Source organism: Thalassospira sp. Z349TD_5, from assembly GCF_056173045.1.
The window spans coordinates 2,856,456-2,875,219 of the sequence record NZ_CM149654.1; the positions used below are offsets into that span (position 1 = coordinate 2,856,456).

Genomic DNA, 18,764 nt, shown 5'->3' on the forward strand with positions numbered 1-18,764 from the left:
CCTGTTCGCGTCGCTGCATCACCCGTAACACAATTGCCCGGAGCACAGAGACGGATGGGTCGGCGCCCAAAGGACGCCGACCCAGACCTTGGCAAGAAGCCGTCGATTATTTAAGTTCGACGGAAGCGCCAGCTTCTTCAAGCTTCTTCTTGATTTCTTCAGCTTCGTCCTTCGAAGCGCCTTCTTTGACGGCTTTCGGAGCACCTTCAACGAGTTCTTTGGCTTCTTTGAGGCCAAGACCGGTGATTGCGCGGACTTCTTTGATGACGTTGATTTTCTTGTCACCAGCAGCAGTCAGAACGACGTCAAATTCGGTCTGTTCTTCAGCGGCTTCAGCAGCAGCGCCGCCAGCAGCAGCAACAGCAACCGGAGCAGCAGCAGAAACGCCCCACTCTTCTTCGAGCATTTTGGAAAGTTCTGCAGCTTCGATAACGGTGAGCTTGGAAAGCTCTTCAACGAGTGCCTTAAGATCGGCCATGTGTATAACTCCTAGGCTTGAACTTGGATATCATCAGATATCTTGGATAATTGGTTTACGCGGCTTCGCCTTTGTCGGCGTATGCCTTCAGCACCTGGGCGATCTGTCCAGCCGGCTTGGAAGTCAGCGTAGCGATACGCTGTGCCGGGGTCTGGATCATGCCAACCATTTTCGCACGGAGTTCGTCCAGCGACGGCAGTTCTGCCAGAGCTTTGATGCCCTGTTCGTTCAGAACCTGTTCGCCGATAGCACCAGCAACAAGAACAAGCTTGTCATTGGATTTTGCGAACTTCGCAGCTACTTTTGCGACTGCGGCCGGATCGGCTGAATAGCCAATCGCGGTCGGGCCGGTGAAGTAATCTGCAAGACCAGAAAATTTGGTGCCTTCCAGAGCAAGTCGCGTAAGCCGGTTTTTGGTGACCTTGAAGCCCGCACCAGATTCACGCATCTGTGCACGAAGAGCGGTAATTTCTGCGACCGTCAACCCTTTATACTGGGTAACGACCAGACCTTCCGCAGCTTCGAACACTTCGCGCATTTCTGCTACGAACTGTTGTTTTTCATCGCGGTTCACTTTTAGTCTCCGACGTTGCTTTTTGCCCTGAACCCCACAAGGAGGTTCACAGACGCGACCAGTCCTTTCGAACCGGTCTGTGACGCCCGTCCGTTTGCCAGATGTCCAAGCCTTTTGTGATGCCCCATACGGGGAAAACTAAGAACCGGAACCTCTGCCTATGCAGGAGATTAAGAGCAACGAATGTCACTCACCTGCAGTCTGGGACAGACAGGTAGAGAGGGCTATAACCACCCTCTCCGGTCCTGACCGACCCCTTGGGATCGGTCAGAATTCGAAAATTTCTTATTTAGACGCGATGTCAGGGATCGACAATTTGACGCCAGCACCCATGGTGGAGCTGATCGCCGCACGCTGAAGGTAGATACCTTTTGCGCCAGCCGGTTTCGCTTTAACAATCGCACCAAAGAATGCTTTTGCATTCTCAAGGATCTGTTCTTCGCTGAACGAAGCCTTGCCGATACCTGCATGTACGATACCGGTTTTCTCTGCACGGAACTGAACCTGGCCAGCTTTTGCATCGGAAACGGCGGTCGCAACATCCATGGTAACAGTGCCGAGTTTCGGGTTCGGCATCAGGCCGCGCGGGCCAAGTACCTTACCGAGACGACCGACAACAGCCATCATGTCCGGGGTTGCAATAACGCGATCATAGTTCAGATCGCCTTTCTGCATTGCTTCCATCAGGTCTTCTGCGCCAACAGTGTCTGCACCAGCTTTAAGGGCTTCTTCTGCTTTGGCGTCTTTTGCGAAGACGGCGACGCGCATGGTTTTACCGGTACCATGCGGAAGCGAAACAACACCACGGACCATCTGGTCAGCGTGACGCGGATCAACACCAAGGTTCATGGCAATTTCGATGGTTTCATCGAATTTTGCTTTTGCACCTTCTTTGACGAGTTTGACAGCAGTTGCCAGCTCGTACTGGGTGTTACGGTCGATGCCCTCATAGGCCTGGGCAAGGCGTTTACCAGTCTTGGCCATCGTCTTACTCCACAACCTCAAGACCCATCGCACGGGCAGAGCCCTCGATCATTGCCATCGCGCCATCAACGTCAAATGCGTTGAGGTCAACCATTTTGGCTTCTGCGATTTCTTTGACCTGTGCTTTGGTCACTTTACCAACAAAACCTTTACCGGTGGTCCCGGAACCTTTGGCAATGCCTGCTGCCTTTTTCAGGAAGTAGGATGCCGGTGGGGTTTTGGTGACAAAGCTGAATGAACGGTCGGAATAAACGGTGATGACGACCGGAATCGGCATCCCTGGTTCCATCTGCTGGGTCGCTGCGTTGAACGCCTTGCAGAATTCCATGATATTCACGCCGCGCTGACCAAGAGCCGGACCGACAGGCGGTGACGGATTGGCTTTGCCGGCGGGAATCTGCAGCTTAAGATAGCCGTCGATTTTTTTCGCCATTAGAGTACCTCTTACAGAAGCGCGCGGTACGGTCATGGCTGACCTCCCGCGCTTTAAAAGCTGCCTGCGTATACAAGCAGCGACTTCAATTTACAAGATCGTTTTTTCTTAGAGCTTCTCGACCTGGGCATATTCCAGCTCGACCGGAGTTGAACGACCGAAGATCGAAACAGACACCTTAAGGCGTGAACGTTCTTCATCAACTCCTTCGACGATACCGTTAAACGATGCAAACGGACCGTCGGAAACACGGACTTCCTCGCCAACCTCGAACGAGATGGTTGGCTTCGGACGATCAACACCTTCCTGAACTTGATGCAGGATGGTTTGAGCTTCCTTTTCGGAAATCGGCATCGGCTTGCCACGGCTACCGAGGAAATCGGTGACCTTGGCGGTATTTTTGACCAGATGCCAGCTTTCGTCAGTGAGATCCATCTTCAGCAGGACATACCCCGGGAAAAACTTCCGCTCGGAATTGACCTTTGCGCCGCGACGCATCTCAACAATCTCTTCAGTCGGAACCAGAACCTCGAGAATCTCGCCTTCAAGACCTTTCTTGATGGACTGCTCGCGGATTGACTCAGCGACTTTTTTCTCAAAACCCGAATGAACGTGAAGCACGTACCAGCGATGCGCCATAAGCTTAACCCCCAACACCAAAGACCAGCTTAACACCCCATGCGAGGAGCTGATCGACAACAAAGAAGAAAACAGACGCAAGAGCAACCATCACGAAAACCATAATGGTTGAAACGGTCGTTTCCTTACGGGACGGCCACGAGACCTTTTTTGCCTCGGTGCGGACCTGCTGTACGAATTGTGCTGGCGACGTTTTTGCCATTGTTGGGGTTACACCGCTTTCTAATACTTTGTTTCACGACCCGGAAAAAAATTGGCAGGAGAGGAGGGACTCGAACCCCCGGCACTCGGTTTTGGAGACCGATGCTCTACCAACTGAGCTACACTCCTACAAGATCGACAGAAAGTTGAAAAGCTTATCTTCTTTCTGGCTCATCCCTGCCCGGGCGGCAGGGTGTGCGGGCGGTTTATATCCGCCCGCACATCCAAGATCAAGCACTCAATCGTGCAAAATCCTAAAAATTACTCGAGGATCTTGGCAACAACGCCCGCGCCGACGGTACGACCGCCTTCACGGATTGCGAAACGCAGACCTTCGTCCATTGCGATCGGTGCAATGAGGGTTGCGGTCATCTGAACGTTGTCGCCCGGCATTACCATTTCGGTGCCAGCAGGCAGCTCAATCGAACCGGTGACGTCAGTTGTACGGAAGTAGAACTGAGGACGGTAGTTCGAGAAGAACGGCGTGTGACGGCCACCTTCATCCTTCGTCAGGATGTAGGCTTCTGCTTCGAATTTGGTGTGCGGGGTGATCGAGCCAACGTGGGCCAGAACCTGGCCACGTTCGACGTCTTCACGTTTGGTACCACGCAGCAACGCGCCAATGTTGTCGCCAGCTTCACCCTGATCGAGCAGCTTGCGGAACATTTCAACGCCGGTAACGATGGTTTTAACGGTGTCTTTAACGCCGACGATTTCAATCTCTTCGCCAACTTTAACGATACCGGTTTCAACACGACCGGTCACAACCGTACCACGACCCGAAATCGAGAACACGTCCTCGATCGGCATCAGGAACGGACGATCCTTCGGACGTTCCGGAGCAGGAATGTACTCATCAACAGCTGCCATCAGTTCGAGGATAGCATTCTTGCCGATTTCGTCATTCTTGCCTTCCAATCCAGCAAGAGCCGAGCCCTTGATGATCGGAATGTCGTCGCCCGGGAAGTCGTAGGACGACAGAAGCTCACGGATTTCCATTTCGACGAGCTCAAGGAGCTCTTCGTCATCGACCTGGTCAACTTTGTTCATGAAGACAACAAGTGCCGGGACACCAACCTGACGGGCAAGCAGGATATGCTCACGGGTCTGGGGCATCGGGCCGTCTGCTGCCGACACAACAAGAATACCACCGTCCATCTGAGCCGCACCGGTGATCATGTTTTTCACATAATCGGCGTGGCCCGGGCAATCGACGTGGGCATAGTGACGGTTTGCAGTTTCATATTCGACGTGCGCGGTCGAGATCGTGATACCACGAGCTTTCTCTTCCGGGGCTTTGTCGATCATGCTGTAATCCTGGAACGATGCGCCGCCGCTCTCTGCGAGAACTTTGGTGATCGCTGCGGTCAGCGTGGTTTTGCCGTGGTCAACGTGGCCGATGGTGCCGATGTTGACGTGCGGTTTTGTGCGCGCAAATTTTTCCTTGGCCATAGCCCTCAGATCCTATATCCGAACCAAAAAACAAGTAAAACCCACCGCACGAGCCGACGGGTACATTCTAAAATTGGAGCGGGTGAAGGGAATCGAACCCTCGTCGTAAGCTTGGAAGGCTTCTGCTCTACCATTGAGCTACACCCGCATATTTCTAGTGCGAGCCCTCGCGAGGGCGAGAGTTATGGTGGAGGGGGCAGGATTCGAACCTGCGTAGACTAAGTCGGCGGAGTTACAGTCCGCTGCATTTGACCGCTCTGCCACCCCTCCATCAGGGTCGTAACGCCATCCGGGTCACCCCGGCCTCGTTGCGGCGAGGGAGGGAATACGGCGGAGGCCCCTGTGTTGTCAACAGCAAAAAAAACACGAAATCGTATTTCCTTTCCTATATGTTCCCCAAGCTTTGCTCCTTGAGCGAAACAAAGTGCATTCAGTTCCTTACGGCCCGGAGGTTTCCGCCATTATGTCGCGACGCAACAAACCACGTTCAGGAAATCGTCATCAAGATGACGTCGGGCAGGATAACCTCCCGCAAAACGACGAAAACCGTGAAGGCAATTCGCGTCGCGGACGAAAACGCGGCCGCGATAGCGCCCCGTCAGGCGGAAATTCACGCCTGATTCTCTTTGGGCGCCATCCGGTTATGATGGCAATTGCCAACCCGCAACGCACGATTCACAAAATCTGGGCCACCGAAACGGTCCGCGATGAAATTAATGCCGCTTTGGCCGATGCCGAACGCACCGACATCCCAGTAGATTCGGCCGGTCGCACCGATCTTGATGAAATGATGCCGCCCGGCACCGTTCATCAGGGCATGGCCATGCATTGTGCCCCCCTGCCCCAACTGTCGATCGAAGAATTCATCGCCGACCATCGGGATTCGGACCAATGCACCGTCATTGTGCTTGATCAGGTCACCGATCCCCACAACGTCGGTGCGATCCTGCGCAGTGCGGCGGCCTTTGGCGCGTCCGCCGTCATCGTGCCCGACCGCCACGCCCCGCTTGAAACCGGTGTCTTGGCCAAATCGGCCAGTGGTGCGCTTGAAACCATCCCCTATATCCATGCGGGCAACCTCAATCAGACGATTGATAAGCTTAAAAATGCACATTTCTGGCTGGCCGGGATGGATGGTTATGCCGAAAAGACTCTGGCCGAGGCCGACCTCAAAGGCCGGGTGGGAATCGTCATGGGGTCAGAAGGCGAAGGCCTGCGTCGCCTGACCCGCGAGAATTGCGATTTTCTGGTCAAACTTCCGATGTCTGACCGCATCGAAAGCCTCAATGTGTCAAATGCGGCTGCAGTTGCGCTCTACGAGCTTTACCGCAAGTAGGAATGATGCGAATTTAGGGGGTGAATCAAAGATGCAAAATTCTGCTAATCACCCTCTTGCATTCAGGAACGGTCCGGACTATGTTTCGCGCCGCCTGAGCCGGCATAGCTTTAATTGGTAGAGCAGCGGATTTGTAATTCGAAGGTTGGGAGTTCGAAGTCTCTCTGCCGGCACCACTAAAAAGAACACCCCGCACGCCTTTTGGCTGCGGGGTTTTCTTTTATAAACTTCAGCCTGCCCGACAACGAATGACACTGCTATGCCAAACTCAATGTGTTTGGCGGACTGCAATGTCCAATTTCAAAATGAGAATGCCGAAAAAGTATGATAAAGTCATACGATTGATGATTGGAGATACATCATGGGCACAAACAATACGATTGAACGCATGACCGTTACGGTGACGCAGGAAATGGCGCATACAATGCGCTCTGCAATGCGTGAAGGCGGCTACGCTTCGAGCAGCGAAATCATCCGTGAAGCCCTGCGCGATTGGCAGCATAAACGCAAACTCAAACAGAGCGAGCTTGATGCCCTGCGTGCAGATATCGCCGTTGGAGACCAAGACATCGCAGAAGATCGCGTAAGCAGCTTTGATGCTGAAACGATCCTCCAGAGAGGACAGGAAAAATTAAACGTCCGCTCCCGCTCTTAATTACCGAGACGGCTCAGAACGATCTTGCCGATATCTGGGCGTTTATCGCTGAGGACAATCATGATGCGGCAACCCGCCTGATCCATGAGATCGGTGAACGATTTGATCCCCTTTGTCAGAATCCGGAAATCGGCCCCAAACGCGACGAATTGTCGCCTGGCCTTCGCGTTTGCATCCATAGAAATTACGCCATCTACTACCGCATAATACCATCCGGGTTGGTCATTTTGCGTGTACTGCATGGTGCGCGCGATACCACGGCACAGTTTGATCCGAAATAGGCGCGCCAATCTGTCCGTCACCCAACGAAAATGGATTTGTATCGATATAAACATAACAGTCCCGCAAGATCGCGAAACCTTGCGGGACTGTTATCTGGAAAAGGCACTACTTAGCCATCCCGTCGCGAAGACGCATAGCGTTCCGAGTCTTGGTAATAGGTATCAAACCCGATGCGTTTGCGCAAATCAGCCCAATCCATCAATTTGTCATCGCGTGGAACACCCTGCTTCATGGTTTGCAAGGTCTCAACCATCGCCTTCATGGCTGCCGCCATCAGCGACAATGGATAGGCGGCAATCTGATATCCGATGTCTTTAAGCTCATCAGGTGACAGATCGGGGGTCTCCCCGCCCTCAACGATATTGGCCATCTTGGGGCCGGACAGTTCGGCACAGACGGTGCGCATTTCCGCGACCGATTTGGGTGCTTCGACAAACAGGATATCCGCGCCGAGTTCCTTGAACTTCGCCGCCCGATCAATCGCCTCAGTCAGGCCGTGCTGATGGCGGGCATCGGTGCGCGCCAGAATCAGGATATCGGCCCCCGCTTCGCGCGCATCCACCGCGGCCTTGATGCGGTCAAACGCCTCATCCCGGCCGACAACTTCCTTGCCCTTGGTATGACCGCAGCGTTTGGGCGCCAGTTGATCTTCGAACATCACCGCTGCACAGCCCGCCTTGGCAAAGCCGGTCACAGTACGGCGGACATTCATTGCATTGCCGTATCCGGTGTCACCATCGCCAATCAGGGGTATGGAAATCGCATCGGTGATGTTGCGCGCCTGATCCAGCACTTCGCCATATGACATTAGACCAAGATCAGGTTCCCCGATCCGGGCCGCTGACGTCGCAAAGCCTGACATAAACGTCAAACCAAACCCTTCCTGTTCAATCAGCTTGGCCGAAAGCGCGTCAAAGCAGCACGGCATGGTAATCAGATCCCCCGTCGCCAGAAGATCACGGAGTTTGTCGGCAGGTGTCACAATTTTTATCATACGCATCACAGTTTAAACGGAATATACAAGGCAAGATCATGCCAGACATAAAGGATCGCGGCAGTCAGGAACATCAGCAGCAAGAACGGTAAAACCCCGCGTGCCACCTCGCCCAATCGGGTTTTTGCAACCGACTGAATGACATAAAGGTTCAACCCGACCGGCGGGGTAATCAGCGCACATTCAACCATGATCACCATGTAAACCCCAAACCACACCGGATCAAAACCAAGGGCCAAGGCCGCAGGCAACAAGACCGGCGTCATGATCAACACCATGGACAGGGCTTCAAACACCAGCCCCATGATCAGAAGCACCACGGACACCACAAGGATAAAGCCAAGCTGGGTATCGATCCCCTGACTGATCATCACCGAGATGTCTTGGGGGATGCGATACAGCGTGATGGCTTTGCCAAACACCTTGGCACCGGCAATGATCAGAATGATGGCGACCGTGGTGGCCATCGAGTCAAAGATCGCCAGTTTTAATTTTTCCCACGTCAGAACCCGCATCGCAGCCGTAATGATCAATGCGGCGGCAAACCCGATGGCCGCCGCCTCGGTCGGGGTAAAGGCCCCGGAATAAATTCCGCCAATAATCAAAACAGCAAGCAGAACAGACGGCAATGCCTTAAAGGTTGCGCGTTTGCGTTCGGCCCAATCACGTTTGGGTTCGCGTTCCTGTCCACCCAACCGGGCATAGACCATCGAAAAAATGATAAACAGCACCAAAAGCGCAATGCCCGGCCCAATCCCGGCCAAAAACAGTGCAATTACCGATTCTTCGGTGACAAAGCCGTAAATGATCATCGGGATCGATGGCGGGATCAGGATGCCAAGCGTGCCGCCTGCGGCCAGCAGGCCATAGACAAACCGCTTGTTGTAGCCGCGATTGATCATTTCTGGGATGGCAACCGTGCCAATGGTTGCAGCCGTTGCCACCGATGATCCTGAAATCGCGGCAAACACCCCGCAGGACAGGATGGTCGCAACCGCCAAGCCACCGGGCCAATGGCCGACCCACGCACTCACCGCGGCAAAAAGGTCATTGCCAACCCCGGCACGCAACAGCGTATTGGACATCAATAAAAACAGCGGCACCGCCAACAGGATAAACCCGTCCAGCGTTGATAAAATCGCCTGTGGCGCCATCAAGGGCGAGAACCCGCCAAGGATCAACATGCCAAGCCCAAGACCGCCAAGGGCAAAGGCGACTGGCACACGAATAAGCAACAAGGCGAACATTGCCGCCAAGGTAAAGACGATGGTCATTCGTGCGCCCCTTTCGGAATTTCCTTGCCCCGCAAAAGGCCGACAATTTCAATCACGGCCTGCACGGCCAAAAGCGCAAATCCGATGGCCACCGGAAGTTCGGCAACCCACGACGGCAGATCAAGCATCGTGCCCGTCGTGCGCCCGCGTTCAAAGCTTTCAAAAAAGATGTCCCAACCCTTGATCGTCACCATGACGGAAAACGCAAGGATCGCCGTCATCGCAATAACTTCAAGCCCGCGCTGAACCAACGGCGGGCACAGCCGGGTGATCGCATCGACCGAAATATGGCGACGTGCAGCCAAGGCCCAGGGCATGCCCATCAAGGATCCCCAGATCAGGCAAAGTTGCGAAAGCTCGGCTGCCCAGATTGTGGGACGAATAAAGAAATACCGGGCAATGACTTCGTAGGTCAGCATACAGCCCGCTGCAACAAACAGAAGGGCCGCGACCCACGCCAGCAAAAGCATCAATCGATCAAACATCATTTAAATAATGCCGTTCTGCGATGACGGACCACTGGGGCCGTATCACAAGAACGGTTTGCTCCTGATCACGAAAAATACAAAAAATCACCACCGCACGCGGTGCCGGGACAAAGCAGAACGGTGGCGTGGCCCCCGCAAGAGATGACATTAAGATCATAGAACCCCATCCGGTCAGAAAACCGACCGGATGGGGCCCTGAATGTATCGAGGCGTTCCGAAAACAGTTCCTAGAATTTTTCAGCAGCGTCAAAGACCTGCTTGCCAAGATCACCGGCATCTTCAAGGAACGCATCATATACCGGCTGGGAAACCGCGCGCCATTTGGCAAGTTCCGCGTCAGTCGGACGATAAACCGTCATGCCTGCTTCTTCGGCCGCACTGTAAGCAGCGGCTTCAATGTCGCTCATACGGTCGCGAACATCTGCCTCGGCATTCATCGCTGCGGCATTGATGATGTCGCGCTGTTCATCGCTAAGCCCATTCCAGAAATCGGTATTGACCACAACAATGAACTCGATATCGGCATGGTTGGTCACGGTGATATTATCCATGACTTCCCAAAGCTGACGGGATTTGACGCCTGAAACACCGGTCATCCCAACGTCAACAGTGCCACGCTGATAGGCAATATACTGCTCGGAGCCCGAAACAAGCGTCGGCGCACCGCCCGCAGACGTTACAAAATCACCAAGCGTTTTGCCAAAGACACGGACTTTCTTGCCTTCAAGGTCTTCCGGACCATGCAGCGGTTCATCCTTGGACAGCATGATCGCCCCGCCGTACGCCTGCCACCACAAAACGGTCGCACCGGTATCGGCAATTGCCTCATCAAGCGGACCGCGCACCGGTGATCCTTTGGCAACGGCCTTGCGGACCTTTTCCTCGGAATCAAACACAAATGGCTGATAGAAAATATCAACTGCGGGAACATCACCAACATAACGGGTCAGTGACGCAACGCCCATTTCAATCGCACCCGAGCCAACAGCAGCGGGAACTTCCTTGTCTTTATAAAGCTGGGCTGAATCGTAAATCTGAACTTCGATGTCGCCGTTTGATTTTTCCTCGACCTCTTGTTTGAACATCAAAAGGTTCTGGCCAAGGTGGCTTTTCATCGGCAACTGCAAGGAGATGCGCAAGGTCAGGTCAGCGGCCTGAACCGCACCGGCAAAGCCAACAGACGCAATCAGCGCCGCGGCAAGGGCAAATTTCTTCATGATGGACGTCCTCCAAGTACTTTTATTTTAATTCTGTCGTCTCAAAGGAAAAGATGCGCCCATTTCGCGATAGGGTTCAACATGTTTTACCACGTTAAGGACATCCCCCAACAAACCCTTAGTGCGCCGCACAAGGCCTTGAACTCGCATGATAAAACGAAATTATAGCCAAACCCGCCTCACATCGCCGCAGCGCAGCACGACAATTGTCACTCACATGCCGGTCTGGATGGCAAATACTGGCATGCAAGAACGCCCGTTCTGAATACACCTTTCAGGAATCGCGTGATAAGCGTTGCAAAACTCCGGGGCTACATTCAAACCCGCTTAAACATAATCGTGGTTGCACTAAGGTGATCTGAAAAAGGATCACGGGCATAATCGGGGATCACCCCTGCGCACTGAAATCCAAGTGACAGATACAATGTTTCCGCACTGTCACCCGTACGGGTATCAAGGGTCAGTAACGACCGCCCCATGTCCTGAGCACAATCTTCGGCCGCCATCATCAACAACCGGGCAATTCCGCGACGACGGCAATCGGGTCGCACCATCAATTTACTGATGTCGCCGCGATGGCGCTGATTTGGCATGGTATCAACATCAAGCTGCACGGTCCCCACCACACGCCCCTGATCCATTGCAGCAAACAATATCCGCTTCCCGCCACGAAGGGCCGGAACAATCCGGTCACGCCAAAATGCAACCGCCTCCTCGACCGGGAACGGGTCGATAAAGCCGATGCTGGCCCCGTCATGGACACAGGCATGGAGCATCTCGCCAAACGGGTCGATCCGCGCGATCAGGCCATCGGCGTCAAGGTTGATTATCGTGGGGGCAGGTAAGGATGGGTTCATGATGGATTCTTTTCTGTGATCTAGGGTCAGGACCTAGTCGATAATGAACAGATGATAGCGCGCACCCGCGTTTTTCGGGGTTTGAAACACGTTGCCACCGCGCAACTGATAGCGCAGGCAATCCCCCTGCCCCAGATGGTGGGTTGTGCCGTCAATCTGCATGGACAACTGCCCATCAAGCATCACCAGATGATGTTCCAGCCCGTCGCGCGGCGATCCGCCATATTCAATGCGTTGCCCCGGATCGATTTCGCCTTCAATCACCTCACCCGAAAGCAATCGTGACGTCGGCGACACCAGTCGGCGACGATATCCGGTTTCCGGATCGGTCCAGACTTCCTGCGATGCATGGGTAACCAGCGGGATAAAATCATCCTCGACCATCTGCATCAGACGCGACAATGTCATGCCATATGCCACGCACAGTTTACCCAGCACACTGGCCGTCGGGCTGACATCGCCATTTTCAATCCGTGACAAGCTGGCACGGCTGACCGCACTGCGCTTTGCCAAGTCATCAAGCGACCACCCACGATCAGACCGCAATGCCGCCAATCTTTCGGCCAGTCTTGTTTCAATTTCGTCCATATCGCCCCTCGAATCTCTTTAATGGGATATTTTTCCATTAAAGAGAAGTCGTCAAGATAGAAAAACCGGCCATCACGGATGAGACCGGTTTGAATTGCCAATTTGAATAGCCAATTCGAATAAATTGTGGCTGCCGAACGTCGATCAAACGCCCGTCGGGTTATTTGCCTCCTTCAAGCTCAAACCCACCGCGGGTCCAGCTTTGAATACCGCCCTTAAGGTTGATCACCTTGCAATCAACATGCGGCAACACCGCATTCGCCGCGCCAAAGGATCGTTGCCCCACCGCACAGACAAACACAAGATCGGTGTCGTTTTCATCGGTCAGATCAATCAGGGCCGGGATATCAAAATTCGATGTCGGAATATTGATCGCCGTTTCGATGTGACCGGTGGCGAATTCGTCGGCTTCGCGGACATCAATCACCGTGACCGTTTCCTGCCCGATCAACTGATCAAGTTCATGGGGCTCTACAAATTCAACACTACCTTCGGTCATTCCGGCTTCCTTAATTCTTGCGCGTGCCCGGCGTTTAAAGCCGACTGCCTGTGATACCGTCTCAGGCCAACTTTGCGCAAATGCAAAATATTTTATCCCCGCACGACTTTTCCTGAGCCTACGGCAACCGCCAAACCGGCTCACTCACACGTGATCGGATAGGCGGAAATTCCGTCGATAATACTTATGTCTTGCCTTGCGGATGGATACGCAACTTCCCACGTTTGAAGAGTAGGCTTTTGCACCGATGAAAATCGGGGGCGGAAATCAGGGTCGCACGACGGATGACCGCCAAGACATTTCTAAAGTTCAACTAATCGGCCGCTGCAACAGGGCCAAATATCGCAACCATTGGCTGCAAATACAGATACCCGCGATGGAAATACTGTAAAACTTCAATTCTTGTTAAGTCCCGGCGAATTCCGCCATTCATTAACCAGAACGTCAATATTTTCTTTTAATATATTTACGGTCCGACAAACTCACCAAGACGAGCTTTGCCGACGTACATAGACTAAGGCGGCCCAAAACGGGCCTACCGCACCGCAAAAAATTCAGGAACGACAGGAAACGCACATTTTGACACGCATGAGATAACGTTTGAAAGGAGACCGCGCCATGGCTGAAGGCAAGGATATCTTCGAGCTGTATGCGGAAGGCTATGACGGAAAACAAGAAACCGAACTAACCATTCGCGATTACCTCAATTTATGTCGTGAAGACCCAACGGCTTATGCGTCCGCCGCAGAACGCATGATTACCGCCATCGGTGAACCCGAACTGATCGATACATCGACAGATCCCCGACTGGCCCGCGTCTTCCTCAACCGCACCATCAAACGGTATCCGGCCTTTGTCGATTTTTACGGCATGGAAGAAACCATCGAACGTATCGTAGGCTTCTTTAAATATGCCGCACAGGGCTTGGAGGAACGCAAACAGGTTCTCTATCTTCTCGGTCCCGTGGGTGGGGGCAAAAGCTCCCTTGCTGAACGGCTCAAAGAGCTGATGGAACAGGAACCGATTTATGTTCTCAAGGCGGGCGATGATATCAGCCCGGTTTTCGAAAGCCCGCTTGGCCTGTTTAATCCCGCCAAAATGGGCGACGCCATTCAGGACAAATACGGCATTCCCAAACGCCGCCTCACCGGCTTGATGTCGCCATGGGCGGTCAAACGCCTTGACGAGTTTGAAGGCGACCTAAGTAAATTCTCGGTCGTTAAACTGATCCCGTCGCGCTTGCGCCAGATCGGCATTGCCAAAACCGAACCCGGCGATGAAAACAATCAGGATATCTCGTCGCTGGTCGGTAAGGTCGATATCCGCAAGCTTGAATATTACAGCCAGAACGACCCGGATGCCTACAGCTACTCCGGCGGGCTGAACCGGGCCAACCAGGGCCTTCTTGAATTTGTCGAAATGTTCAAGGCCCCGATCAAGATGCTCCATCCGTTGCTGACCGCAACACAGGAAAGCAACTATATCGGCACCGAAAATCTTGGCGCCATCCCGTTTCAGGGCTTGATCCTTGCCCACTCGAACGAGTCAGAATGGCAAACATTTAAGGCTAACAAAAACAACGAAGCCTTCATCGACCGTATCAGCGTGATCAAGGTGCCCTATTGCCTGCGCGTCACCGAAGAAACCCAGATTTACGACAAGCTTCTTGAAGGATCGGAACTTGAACAGGGGGCCTGTGCGCCCGGCACGCTTAAGATGCTCGCGCAATTCTCGGTGCTGTCGCGCCTGCATGAACACGAAAACTCCAACCTTTATTCCAAAATGCGGGTCTATGACGGTGAAACGCTCAAAGACGTCGATCCCAAGGCCAAATCCATGCAGGAATATCGCGATACCGCCGGTGTTGACGAAGGCATGGACGGCATTTCAACCCGTTTTGCCTTTAAGGTGCTCTCAGAAACCTTCAACCATGACACCAACGAAGTTGCCGCCGATCCGGTGCATCTGATGTATGTGATGGAACAGGCAATCCGGCGTGAACAATACCCCGAAGAACGCGAAAAGGATTATATGGACTTCATCAAGTCCGAACTGGCCCCGCGCTATGCCGAATTTATCGGGGCGGAAATCCAGAAAGCCTATCTCGAAAGCTATTCCGATTACGGGCAGAACCTGTTTGATCGCTATGTGTCTTATGCCGATGCCTGGATCGAAGATCAGGACTTCAAGGATCCCGATACCGGTCAGTTGCTGGATCGCAAGATCATTGATCAGGAACTGTCAAAGATCGAGAAACCTGCTGGCATCGCCAATCCAAAAGACTTCCGCAACGAGGTCGTCAAATTTGCCCTGCGCACACGAGCCAATAACAAGGGCAAAAACCCGGCCTGGACGTCCTATGAGAAACTGCGCGAAGTGATCGAAAAACGCATGTTCAGTCAGGTCGAAGACCTGCTGCCGGTGATTTCTTTCGGCTCGAAACAAGACAGCGAAACCGAAAAGAAACACAACGAGTTCGTCAAACGCATGATTGATCGATCCTATACCGAACGTCAGACGCGCCGTCTGGTCGAATGGTACATGCGTGTCAACAAGGCCGGTTAAGCCAAAACGTGGCTTACCGACCGCACCGGACGGTTCTCCCCTTGTCCGTCCGGTGCCCTTCTTCCGACCACCATGGATGCAGTCTGTTTGCTGTTTCCTGTGTGTGCCTTAAGCGGGCAAAAGCCCCCGCAGACAACGCACATGACCCCGTGCAAGGATGTGACCGCCCATGCTTTACATCGTCGACCGCCGTAAAAATCCCACTGGCAAAAGCCTTGGCAACCGGCAACGCTTCATGCGCCGTGCAAAGGCCCAAATCAAAAAGGCCGTCGAAGAGTTTATTCGCACCCGTGGCATTACCGATATCAACAACGGCGATCAGGTGATCATTCCGGGCAAGACGCTCAAAGAACCCGGATTTCATCATGCACGCCGGGGCGGTAACCGTGATTACGTTCTGCCGGGCAATAAGAAATTCGTTCAGGGCGACCGCGTCGCACGCCCCAACGAAGACGGTGGCGGTGCCGGTGGATCAAAGGCAAGCCCGGACGGGGATGGCGAGGATGAATTTCAATTCACCCTGACCCGTGACGAGTTTCTCGACATCTTCTTTGAAGACCTCGAACTGCCTGACCTTTTGAAAAAAAGCCTCAAACAAACCACGGCATTTCGAAACGCGCGCGCTGGTTTTTCCGTACAGGGCACCCCGGCCAATCTCAGTTTGGTGCGCACCATGCGCAATTCACTGGCCCGGCGCATTGGCTTGCGCCGCCCCAAAACCGATGAAATCCGCGATCTCGAAGACCAAATCACCGCCCTTCAGGAAAAGGCCAACAAACGCCCATCGGGCAAACTGACCAAACCTGATGATGAAAAGCTCCATGCGCTTTTGGCTGATCTTGAAAACGCCAAACGTCGCATGAAGTCGATCCCGTTCATTGATCCGATTGACACCCGCTATAACCAGTTTCAACAAATCCCCGATCCCAATACGCAGGCGGTGATGTTTTGTCTGATGGATGTGTCGGGATCGATGTCCGAACAGATGAAGGAACTGGGAAAACGGTTCTTCATGCTGCTGCATCTGTTTTTGCATCGCCGCTACGAACATGTCGATGTGGTGTTTATCCGCCATACATCGCGCGCATCCGAAGTGGATGAGGAAACCTTTTTCTACTCGCGCGAAACCGGTGGCACGATTGTCTCCACCGCGCTCGAAGAAATGAAAAAGGTGCTCAAAGATCGCTATCCCACCGATCAGTGGAACATCTATGCCGCACAGGCGTCTGATGGCGATAACTATTCAAATGACGGCGCCAAATGCACGGCCCTTCTGGCCGAAGACCTTTTGCCCAAATGCCAGTATTACGCCTACATCGAAATCACGGACGAGCGAGAGGCCGAAATTTTCGCCGCCGCCGAGGGCGAAACCGCCCTTTGGAAGTCCTACGCCCCGCTTGCGGCCGTCAATCCCCGGTTTTCGCTAAAACGGGTGACCAAGGCTGCGGATATCTTTCCGGTATTTCGCGAACTCTTTGCCAAAAACCGCGCTGAGGCCAAGACATGAGCACATCATCGCACAGCAAAAACACCCCCACCGCCCAAACGTCCGAACCGGCCAGCAAGCTTTTGTTCAACGGTGCGGATTGGGATTTTGATACGCTCAAAAACACCTATGACGCGATTGAAGACATCGCCCTGAATGAGCTGAAACTTGATGTCTATGCCAATCAGGTCGAAGTCATCACATCCGAACAGATGCTGGATGCCTATTCATCGATTGGCATGCCGCTCATGTATCATCACTGGTCGTTTGGCAAACGCTTCGTGCGCGATGATGTGATGTACCGCAAAGGTTATCAGGGGCTGGCCTATGAAATCGTGATCAACTCCAACCCGTGCATTTCCTACGTGATGGAGGAAAACACCATTGTCATGCAGGCACTGGTGATGGCGCATGCCGCCTTTGGTCATAATCACTTTTTCAAAAACAACTATCTGTTCAAACAATGGACGGATGCCGATGGCATTCTCGATTACCTGCAATTTGCCAAACGCTATATCGCCAAATGCGAGGATCGCTATGGCTTTGACGCGGTTGAACGGGTTCTCGATGCCGCGCACGCTCTGATGGAACAGGGGGTTAACCGTTATTCCCATCCGGAAAAACCCAATCTGGCGGTTGAGCTTGAACGCGAACGCGAACGCGCGAAATACGAAGACGAAACCTATAACGATCTATGGCGCACCCTGCCCCAGACCGACACCGACGATCAGGATATTGACGAGATCCAGCGCAAAATGCGGATCGAAGAACGCCGGGCGCAATTTGGCCTGCCCGAAGAAAACCTGTTGTACTTCCTGGAAAAAAACGCGCCCGCCATGCAGTTGTGGGAACGTGAAATCCTGCGCATCGTGCGCAATATCGGGCAGTATTTCTATCCGCAAAAACAGACCAAAGTGATGAACGAAGGCTGTGCGTGTTACGTCCACTATTCCATCATGAACAGCCTCTATGACAAGGGACTGGTGTCCGAAGGGGCGATGATGGAATTCATCGATTCCCATTCACGGGTTGTTTTTCAGGCCGAATTTGATGACCAACGCTATTCGGGGTTCAATCCCTATGCACTGGGTTTTGCCATGATGCAGGACATCCACCGCATGTGCGTTGATCCCACCGACGAAGACCGCAAATGGTTCCCCGATATCGCGGGCAATAATGAACCGGTCGAAACACTCAAAGACGCCTGGGCCAATTACCGCGATGAAAGCTTCATCTTGCAGTTCTTGTCGCCCAAGGTCATGCGCGATATGCGTATGTTCATGATTGATGATCAAAGCGCATCCCCCCATCTTGAAGTCGCCGCCATCCATGATGATAACGGCTATCGCCGGGTGCGTCGGTCACTGGCACGCATGCATGATGTCTCGGTGCGTGAACCTGACATGCAGATCGTCGATGTTGATATTCGCGGCAACCGCCAACTGTATGTCCAGCACACCGAGCATGAAGGCATCCGCCTTGAAAAAGCCGAAGCCGAAATGACGCTGGGCTATATCGGCCAACTCTGGGGATATGGCGTCACGCTTCAGGCCATCGATTACAAAACCGGCGAAATCCTGCATGAAACAAACTACACACCCGATGACCTGAGTGCTGCCTGATCGCCCACCCTGTCCAAGGTGATCTGATTAAAGCCCATCGCATTTAAGCAACCCAAATCGCGATAACCAACGCGGTCTTGTATTTTCTTGCAAGACCGCGGCACGCCCGCACGCCATTCTCACGTCCGGGACCGCAATGA

The 18,764-nt window shown here is 53.3% G+C and carries 20 protein-coding genes and 4 tRNA genes; 7 read left to right on the top strand and 17 right to left on the bottom strand.

Going from position 1 to position 18,764, the window contains the following annotated elements; genetic code table 11:
- Positions 1 to 106 precede the first annotated feature (106 nt).
- The 10 genes from rplL to AC0VXT_RS13255 all read right to left on the bottom strand — a co-directional run bounded on the left by rplL (position 107) and on the right by AC0VXT_RS13255 (position 5,031).
- Positions 107 to 478, bottom strand: coding sequence for a 50S ribosomal protein L7/L12 (gene rplL, locus AC0VXT_RS13210; protein WP_475545791.1), 372 nt, complete (start codon positions 476 to 478; stop codon positions 107 to 109).
- Between the two features lie 55 nt (positions 479 to 533).
- Positions 534 to 1,052 (bottom strand): 50S ribosomal protein L10, encoded by a 519-nt coding sequence (gene rplJ / locus AC0VXT_RS13215; RefSeq protein WP_475545792.1) that lies wholly within the window; start codon positions 1,050 to 1,052, stop codon positions 534 to 536.
- 285 nt (positions 1,053 to 1,337) lie between these two features.
- Complete coding sequence (gene rplA / locus AC0VXT_RS13220; protein ID WP_475545793.1) at positions 1,338 to 2,036, bottom strand: 50S ribosomal protein L1; 699 nt, start codon at positions 2,034 to 2,036, stop codon at positions 1,338 to 1,340.
- Positions 2,037 to 2,040: 4 nt separating this feature from the next.
- Entirely contained in the window at positions 2,041 to 2,469 is a 429-nt protein-coding gene (gene rplK / locus AC0VXT_RS13225; protein ID WP_022734394.1) for a 50S ribosomal protein L11, read from the bottom strand.
- Positions 2,470 to 2,577: 108 nt separating this feature from the next.
- Complete coding sequence (gene nusG / locus AC0VXT_RS13230; protein WP_475545794.1) at positions 2,578 to 3,108, bottom strand: transcription termination/antitermination protein NusG; 531 nt, start codon at positions 3,106 to 3,108, stop codon at positions 2,578 to 2,580.
- Between the two features lie 4 nt (positions 3,109 to 3,112).
- Complete coding sequence (gene secE, locus AC0VXT_RS13235) at positions 3,113 to 3,310, bottom strand: preprotein translocase subunit SecE (RefSeq protein ID WP_022734396.1); 198 nt, start codon at positions 3,308 to 3,310, stop codon at positions 3,113 to 3,115.
- 52 nt (positions 3,311 to 3,362) lie between these two features.
- Positions 3,363 to 3,438: transfer RNA gene (locus AC0VXT_RS13240), tRNA-Trp, on the bottom strand.
- 132 nt (positions 3,439 to 3,570) lie between these two features.
- Positions 3,571 to 4,761: an elongation factor Tu gene (tuf, locus tag AC0VXT_RS13245; protein WP_114091542.1), complete on the bottom strand. Its 1,191-nt coding sequence runs from the start codon at positions 4,759 to 4,761 to the stop codon at positions 3,571 to 3,573.
- A 74-nt stretch (positions 4,762 to 4,835) separates the two neighbouring features.
- Positions 4,836 to 4,909, bottom strand: a tRNA-Gly gene (locus tag AC0VXT_RS13250).
- A gap of 37 nt (positions 4,910 to 4,946) precedes the next feature.
- Positions 4,947 to 5,031, bottom strand: a tRNA-Tyr gene (locus AC0VXT_RS13255).
- 193 nt (positions 5,032 to 5,224) lie between these two features.
- Between AC0VXT_RS13255 and rlmB the strand changes: the two genes are divergently transcribed.
- The 4 genes from rlmB to AC0VXT_RS13275 all read left to right on the top strand — a co-directional run bounded on the left by rlmB (position 5,225) and on the right by AC0VXT_RS13275 (position 7,033).
- A complete protein-coding gene (gene rlmB, locus AC0VXT_RS13260) occupies positions 5,225 to 6,097 on the top strand; it encodes a 23S rRNA (guanosine(2251)-2'-O)-methyltransferase RlmB (RefSeq protein WP_475545795.1) in 873 nt (290 codons plus the stop codon).
- Positions 6,098 to 6,195: 98 nt separating this feature from the next.
- A tRNA-Thr gene (locus AC0VXT_RS13265) sits at positions 6,196 to 6,273 on the top strand.
- A 185-nt stretch (positions 6,274 to 6,458) separates the two neighbouring features.
- Positions 6,459 to 6,752 (top strand): ribbon-helix-helix domain-containing protein, encoded by a 294-nt coding sequence (locus tag AC0VXT_RS13270; protein ID WP_475545796.1) that lies wholly within the window; start codon positions 6,459 to 6,461, stop codon positions 6,750 to 6,752.
- A gap of 44 nt (positions 6,753 to 6,796) precedes the next feature.
- Positions 6,797 to 7,033: a type II toxin-antitoxin system RelE/ParE family toxin gene (locus AC0VXT_RS13275; RefSeq protein ID WP_475548586.1), complete on the top strand. Its 237-nt coding sequence runs from the start codon at positions 6,797 to 6,799 to the stop codon at positions 7,031 to 7,033.
- A 110-nt stretch (positions 7,034 to 7,143) separates the two neighbouring features.
- Here AC0VXT_RS13275 and AC0VXT_RS13280 read toward each other — a convergent pair whose 3' ends face one another.
- The 7 genes from AC0VXT_RS13280 to AC0VXT_RS13310 all read right to left on the bottom strand — a co-directional run bounded on the left by AC0VXT_RS13280 (position 7,144) and on the right by AC0VXT_RS13310 (position 12,951).
- Positions 7,144 to 8,016 carry an isocitrate lyase/PEP mutase family protein gene (locus AC0VXT_RS13280; protein WP_475545797.1) on the bottom strand — a complete coding sequence of 291 codons (873 nt, stop codon included), beginning with the start codon at positions 8,014 to 8,016 and terminating at the stop codon, positions 7,144 to 7,146.
- A gap of 17 nt (positions 8,017 to 8,033) precedes the next feature.
- The gene (locus AC0VXT_RS13285; RefSeq protein WP_022733145.1) at positions 8,034 to 9,302 is read right to left on the bottom strand and encodes a TRAP transporter large permease; all 1,269 of its coding nucleotides are present in this window, start codon (positions 9,300 to 9,302) and stop codon (positions 8,034 to 8,036) included.
- Positions 9,299 to 9,790: a TRAP transporter small permease gene (locus AC0VXT_RS13290; protein ID WP_022733146.1), complete on the bottom strand. Its 492-nt coding sequence runs from the start codon at positions 9,788 to 9,790 to the stop codon at positions 9,299 to 9,301. The genes AC0VXT_RS13285 and AC0VXT_RS13290 overlap by 4 nt, the downstream gene beginning before the upstream one ends.
- Before the next feature lie 227 nt (positions 9,791 to 10,017).
- Complete coding sequence (locus AC0VXT_RS13295; protein ID WP_101304352.1) at positions 10,018 to 11,007, bottom strand: TRAP transporter substrate-binding protein; 990 nt, start codon at positions 11,005 to 11,007, stop codon at positions 10,018 to 10,020.
- A gap of 317 nt (positions 11,008 to 11,324) precedes the next feature.
- On the bottom strand, positions 11,325 to 11,864 hold the full coding sequence (locus AC0VXT_RS13300) for a GNAT family N-acetyltransferase (protein ID WP_475545798.1): 540 nt from the start codon (positions 11,862 to 11,864) through the stop codon (positions 11,325 to 11,327).
- Positions 11,865 to 11,897: 33 nt separating this feature from the next.
- Entirely contained in the window at positions 11,898 to 12,452 is a 555-nt protein-coding gene (locus AC0VXT_RS13305; protein ID WP_475545799.1) for a helix-turn-helix domain-containing protein, read from the bottom strand.
- A 160-nt stretch (positions 12,453 to 12,612) separates the two neighbouring features.
- Positions 12,613 to 12,951, bottom strand: coding sequence for a rhodanese-like domain-containing protein (locus AC0VXT_RS13310; RefSeq protein WP_276653765.1), 339 nt, complete (start codon positions 12,949 to 12,951; stop codon positions 12,613 to 12,615).
- Between the two features lie 618 nt (positions 12,952 to 13,569).
- Between AC0VXT_RS13310 and AC0VXT_RS13315 the strand changes: the two genes are divergently transcribed.
- The 3 genes from AC0VXT_RS13315 (at position 13,570) to AC0VXT_RS13325 (ending at position 18,624) form a co-directional block, all read left to right on the top strand.
- Positions 13,570 to 15,516: a PrkA family serine protein kinase gene (locus tag AC0VXT_RS13315; RefSeq protein ID WP_412775823.1), complete on the top strand. Its 1,947-nt coding sequence runs from the start codon at positions 13,570 to 13,572 to the stop codon at positions 15,514 to 15,516.
- Positions 15,517 to 15,685: 169 nt separating this feature from the next.
- A complete protein-coding gene (locus tag AC0VXT_RS13320; RefSeq protein WP_475545800.1) occupies positions 15,686 to 17,023 on the top strand; it encodes a YeaH/YhbH family protein in 1,338 nt (445 codons plus the stop codon).
- The gene (locus AC0VXT_RS13325) at positions 17,020 to 18,624 is read left to right on the top strand and encodes a SpoVR family protein (protein ID WP_475545801.1); all 1,605 of its coding nucleotides are present in this window, start codon (positions 17,020 to 17,022) and stop codon (positions 18,622 to 18,624) included. Before AC0VXT_RS13320 ends, AC0VXT_RS13325 begins: the two co-directional genes overlap by 4 nt.
- Positions 18,625 to 18,764 lie beyond the last annotated feature (140 nt).

Coding starts and splice junctions, on each gene's coding strand:
- rplL (WP_475545791.1), bottom strand. CDS start 478: ATGGCCGATCTTAAGGCACTCGTTGAAGAGCTTTCCAAGCTCACCGTT.
- rplA (WP_475545793.1), bottom strand. CDS start 2,036: ATGGCCAAGACTGGTAAACGCCTTGCCCAGGCCTATGAGGGCATCGAC.
- rplK (WP_022734394.1), bottom strand. CDS start 2,469: ATGGCGAAAAAAATCGACGGCTATCTTAAGCTGCAGATTCCCGCCGGC.
- nusG (WP_475545794.1), bottom strand. CDS start 3,108: ATGGCGCATCGCTGGTACGTGCTTCACGTTCATTCGGGTTTTGAGAAA.
- secE (WP_022734396.1), bottom strand. CDS start 3,310: ATGGCAAAAACGTCGCCAGCACAATTCGTACAGCAGGTCCGCACCGAG.
- tuf (WP_114091542.1), bottom strand. CDS start 4,761: ATGGCCAAGGAAAAATTTGCGCGCACAAAACCGCACGTCAACATCGGC.
- rlmB (WP_475545795.1), top strand. CDS start 5,225: ATGTCGCGACGCAACAAACCACGTTCAGGAAATCGTCATCAAGATGAC.
- AC0VXT_RS13270 (WP_475545796.1), top strand. CDS start 6,459: ATGGGCACAAACAATACGATTGAACGCATGACCGTTACGGTGACGCAG.
- AC0VXT_RS13285 (WP_022733145.1), bottom strand. CDS start 9,302: ATGACCATCGTCTTTACCTTGGCGGCAATGTTCGCCTTGTTGCTTATT.
- AC0VXT_RS13290 (WP_022733146.1), bottom strand. CDS start 9,790: ATGATGTTTGATCGATTGATGCTTTTGCTGGCGTGGGTCGCGGCCCTT.
- AC0VXT_RS13295 (WP_101304352.1), bottom strand. CDS start 11,007: ATGAAGAAATTTGCCCTTGCCGCGGCGCTGATTGCGTCTGTTGGCTTT.
- AC0VXT_RS13300 (WP_475545798.1), bottom strand. CDS start 11,864: ATGAACCCATCCTTACCTGCCCCCACGATAATCAACCTTGACGCCGAT.
- AC0VXT_RS13305 (WP_475545799.1), bottom strand. CDS start 12,452: ATGGACGAAATTGAAACAAGACTGGCCGAAAGATTGGCGGCATTGCGG.
- AC0VXT_RS13310 (WP_276653765.1), bottom strand. CDS start 12,951: ATGACCGAAGGTAGTGTTGAATTTGTAGAGCCCCATGAACTTGATCAG.
- AC0VXT_RS13315 (WP_412775823.1), top strand. CDS start 13,570: ATGGCTGAAGGCAAGGATATCTTCGAGCTGTATGCGGAAGGCTATGAC.
- AC0VXT_RS13320 (WP_475545800.1), top strand. CDS start 15,686: ATGCTTTACATCGTCGACCGCCGTAAAAATCCCACTGGCAAAAGCCTT.
- AC0VXT_RS13325 (WP_475545801.1), top strand. CDS start 17,020: ATGAGCACATCATCGCACAGCAAAAACACCCCCACCGCCCAAACGTCC.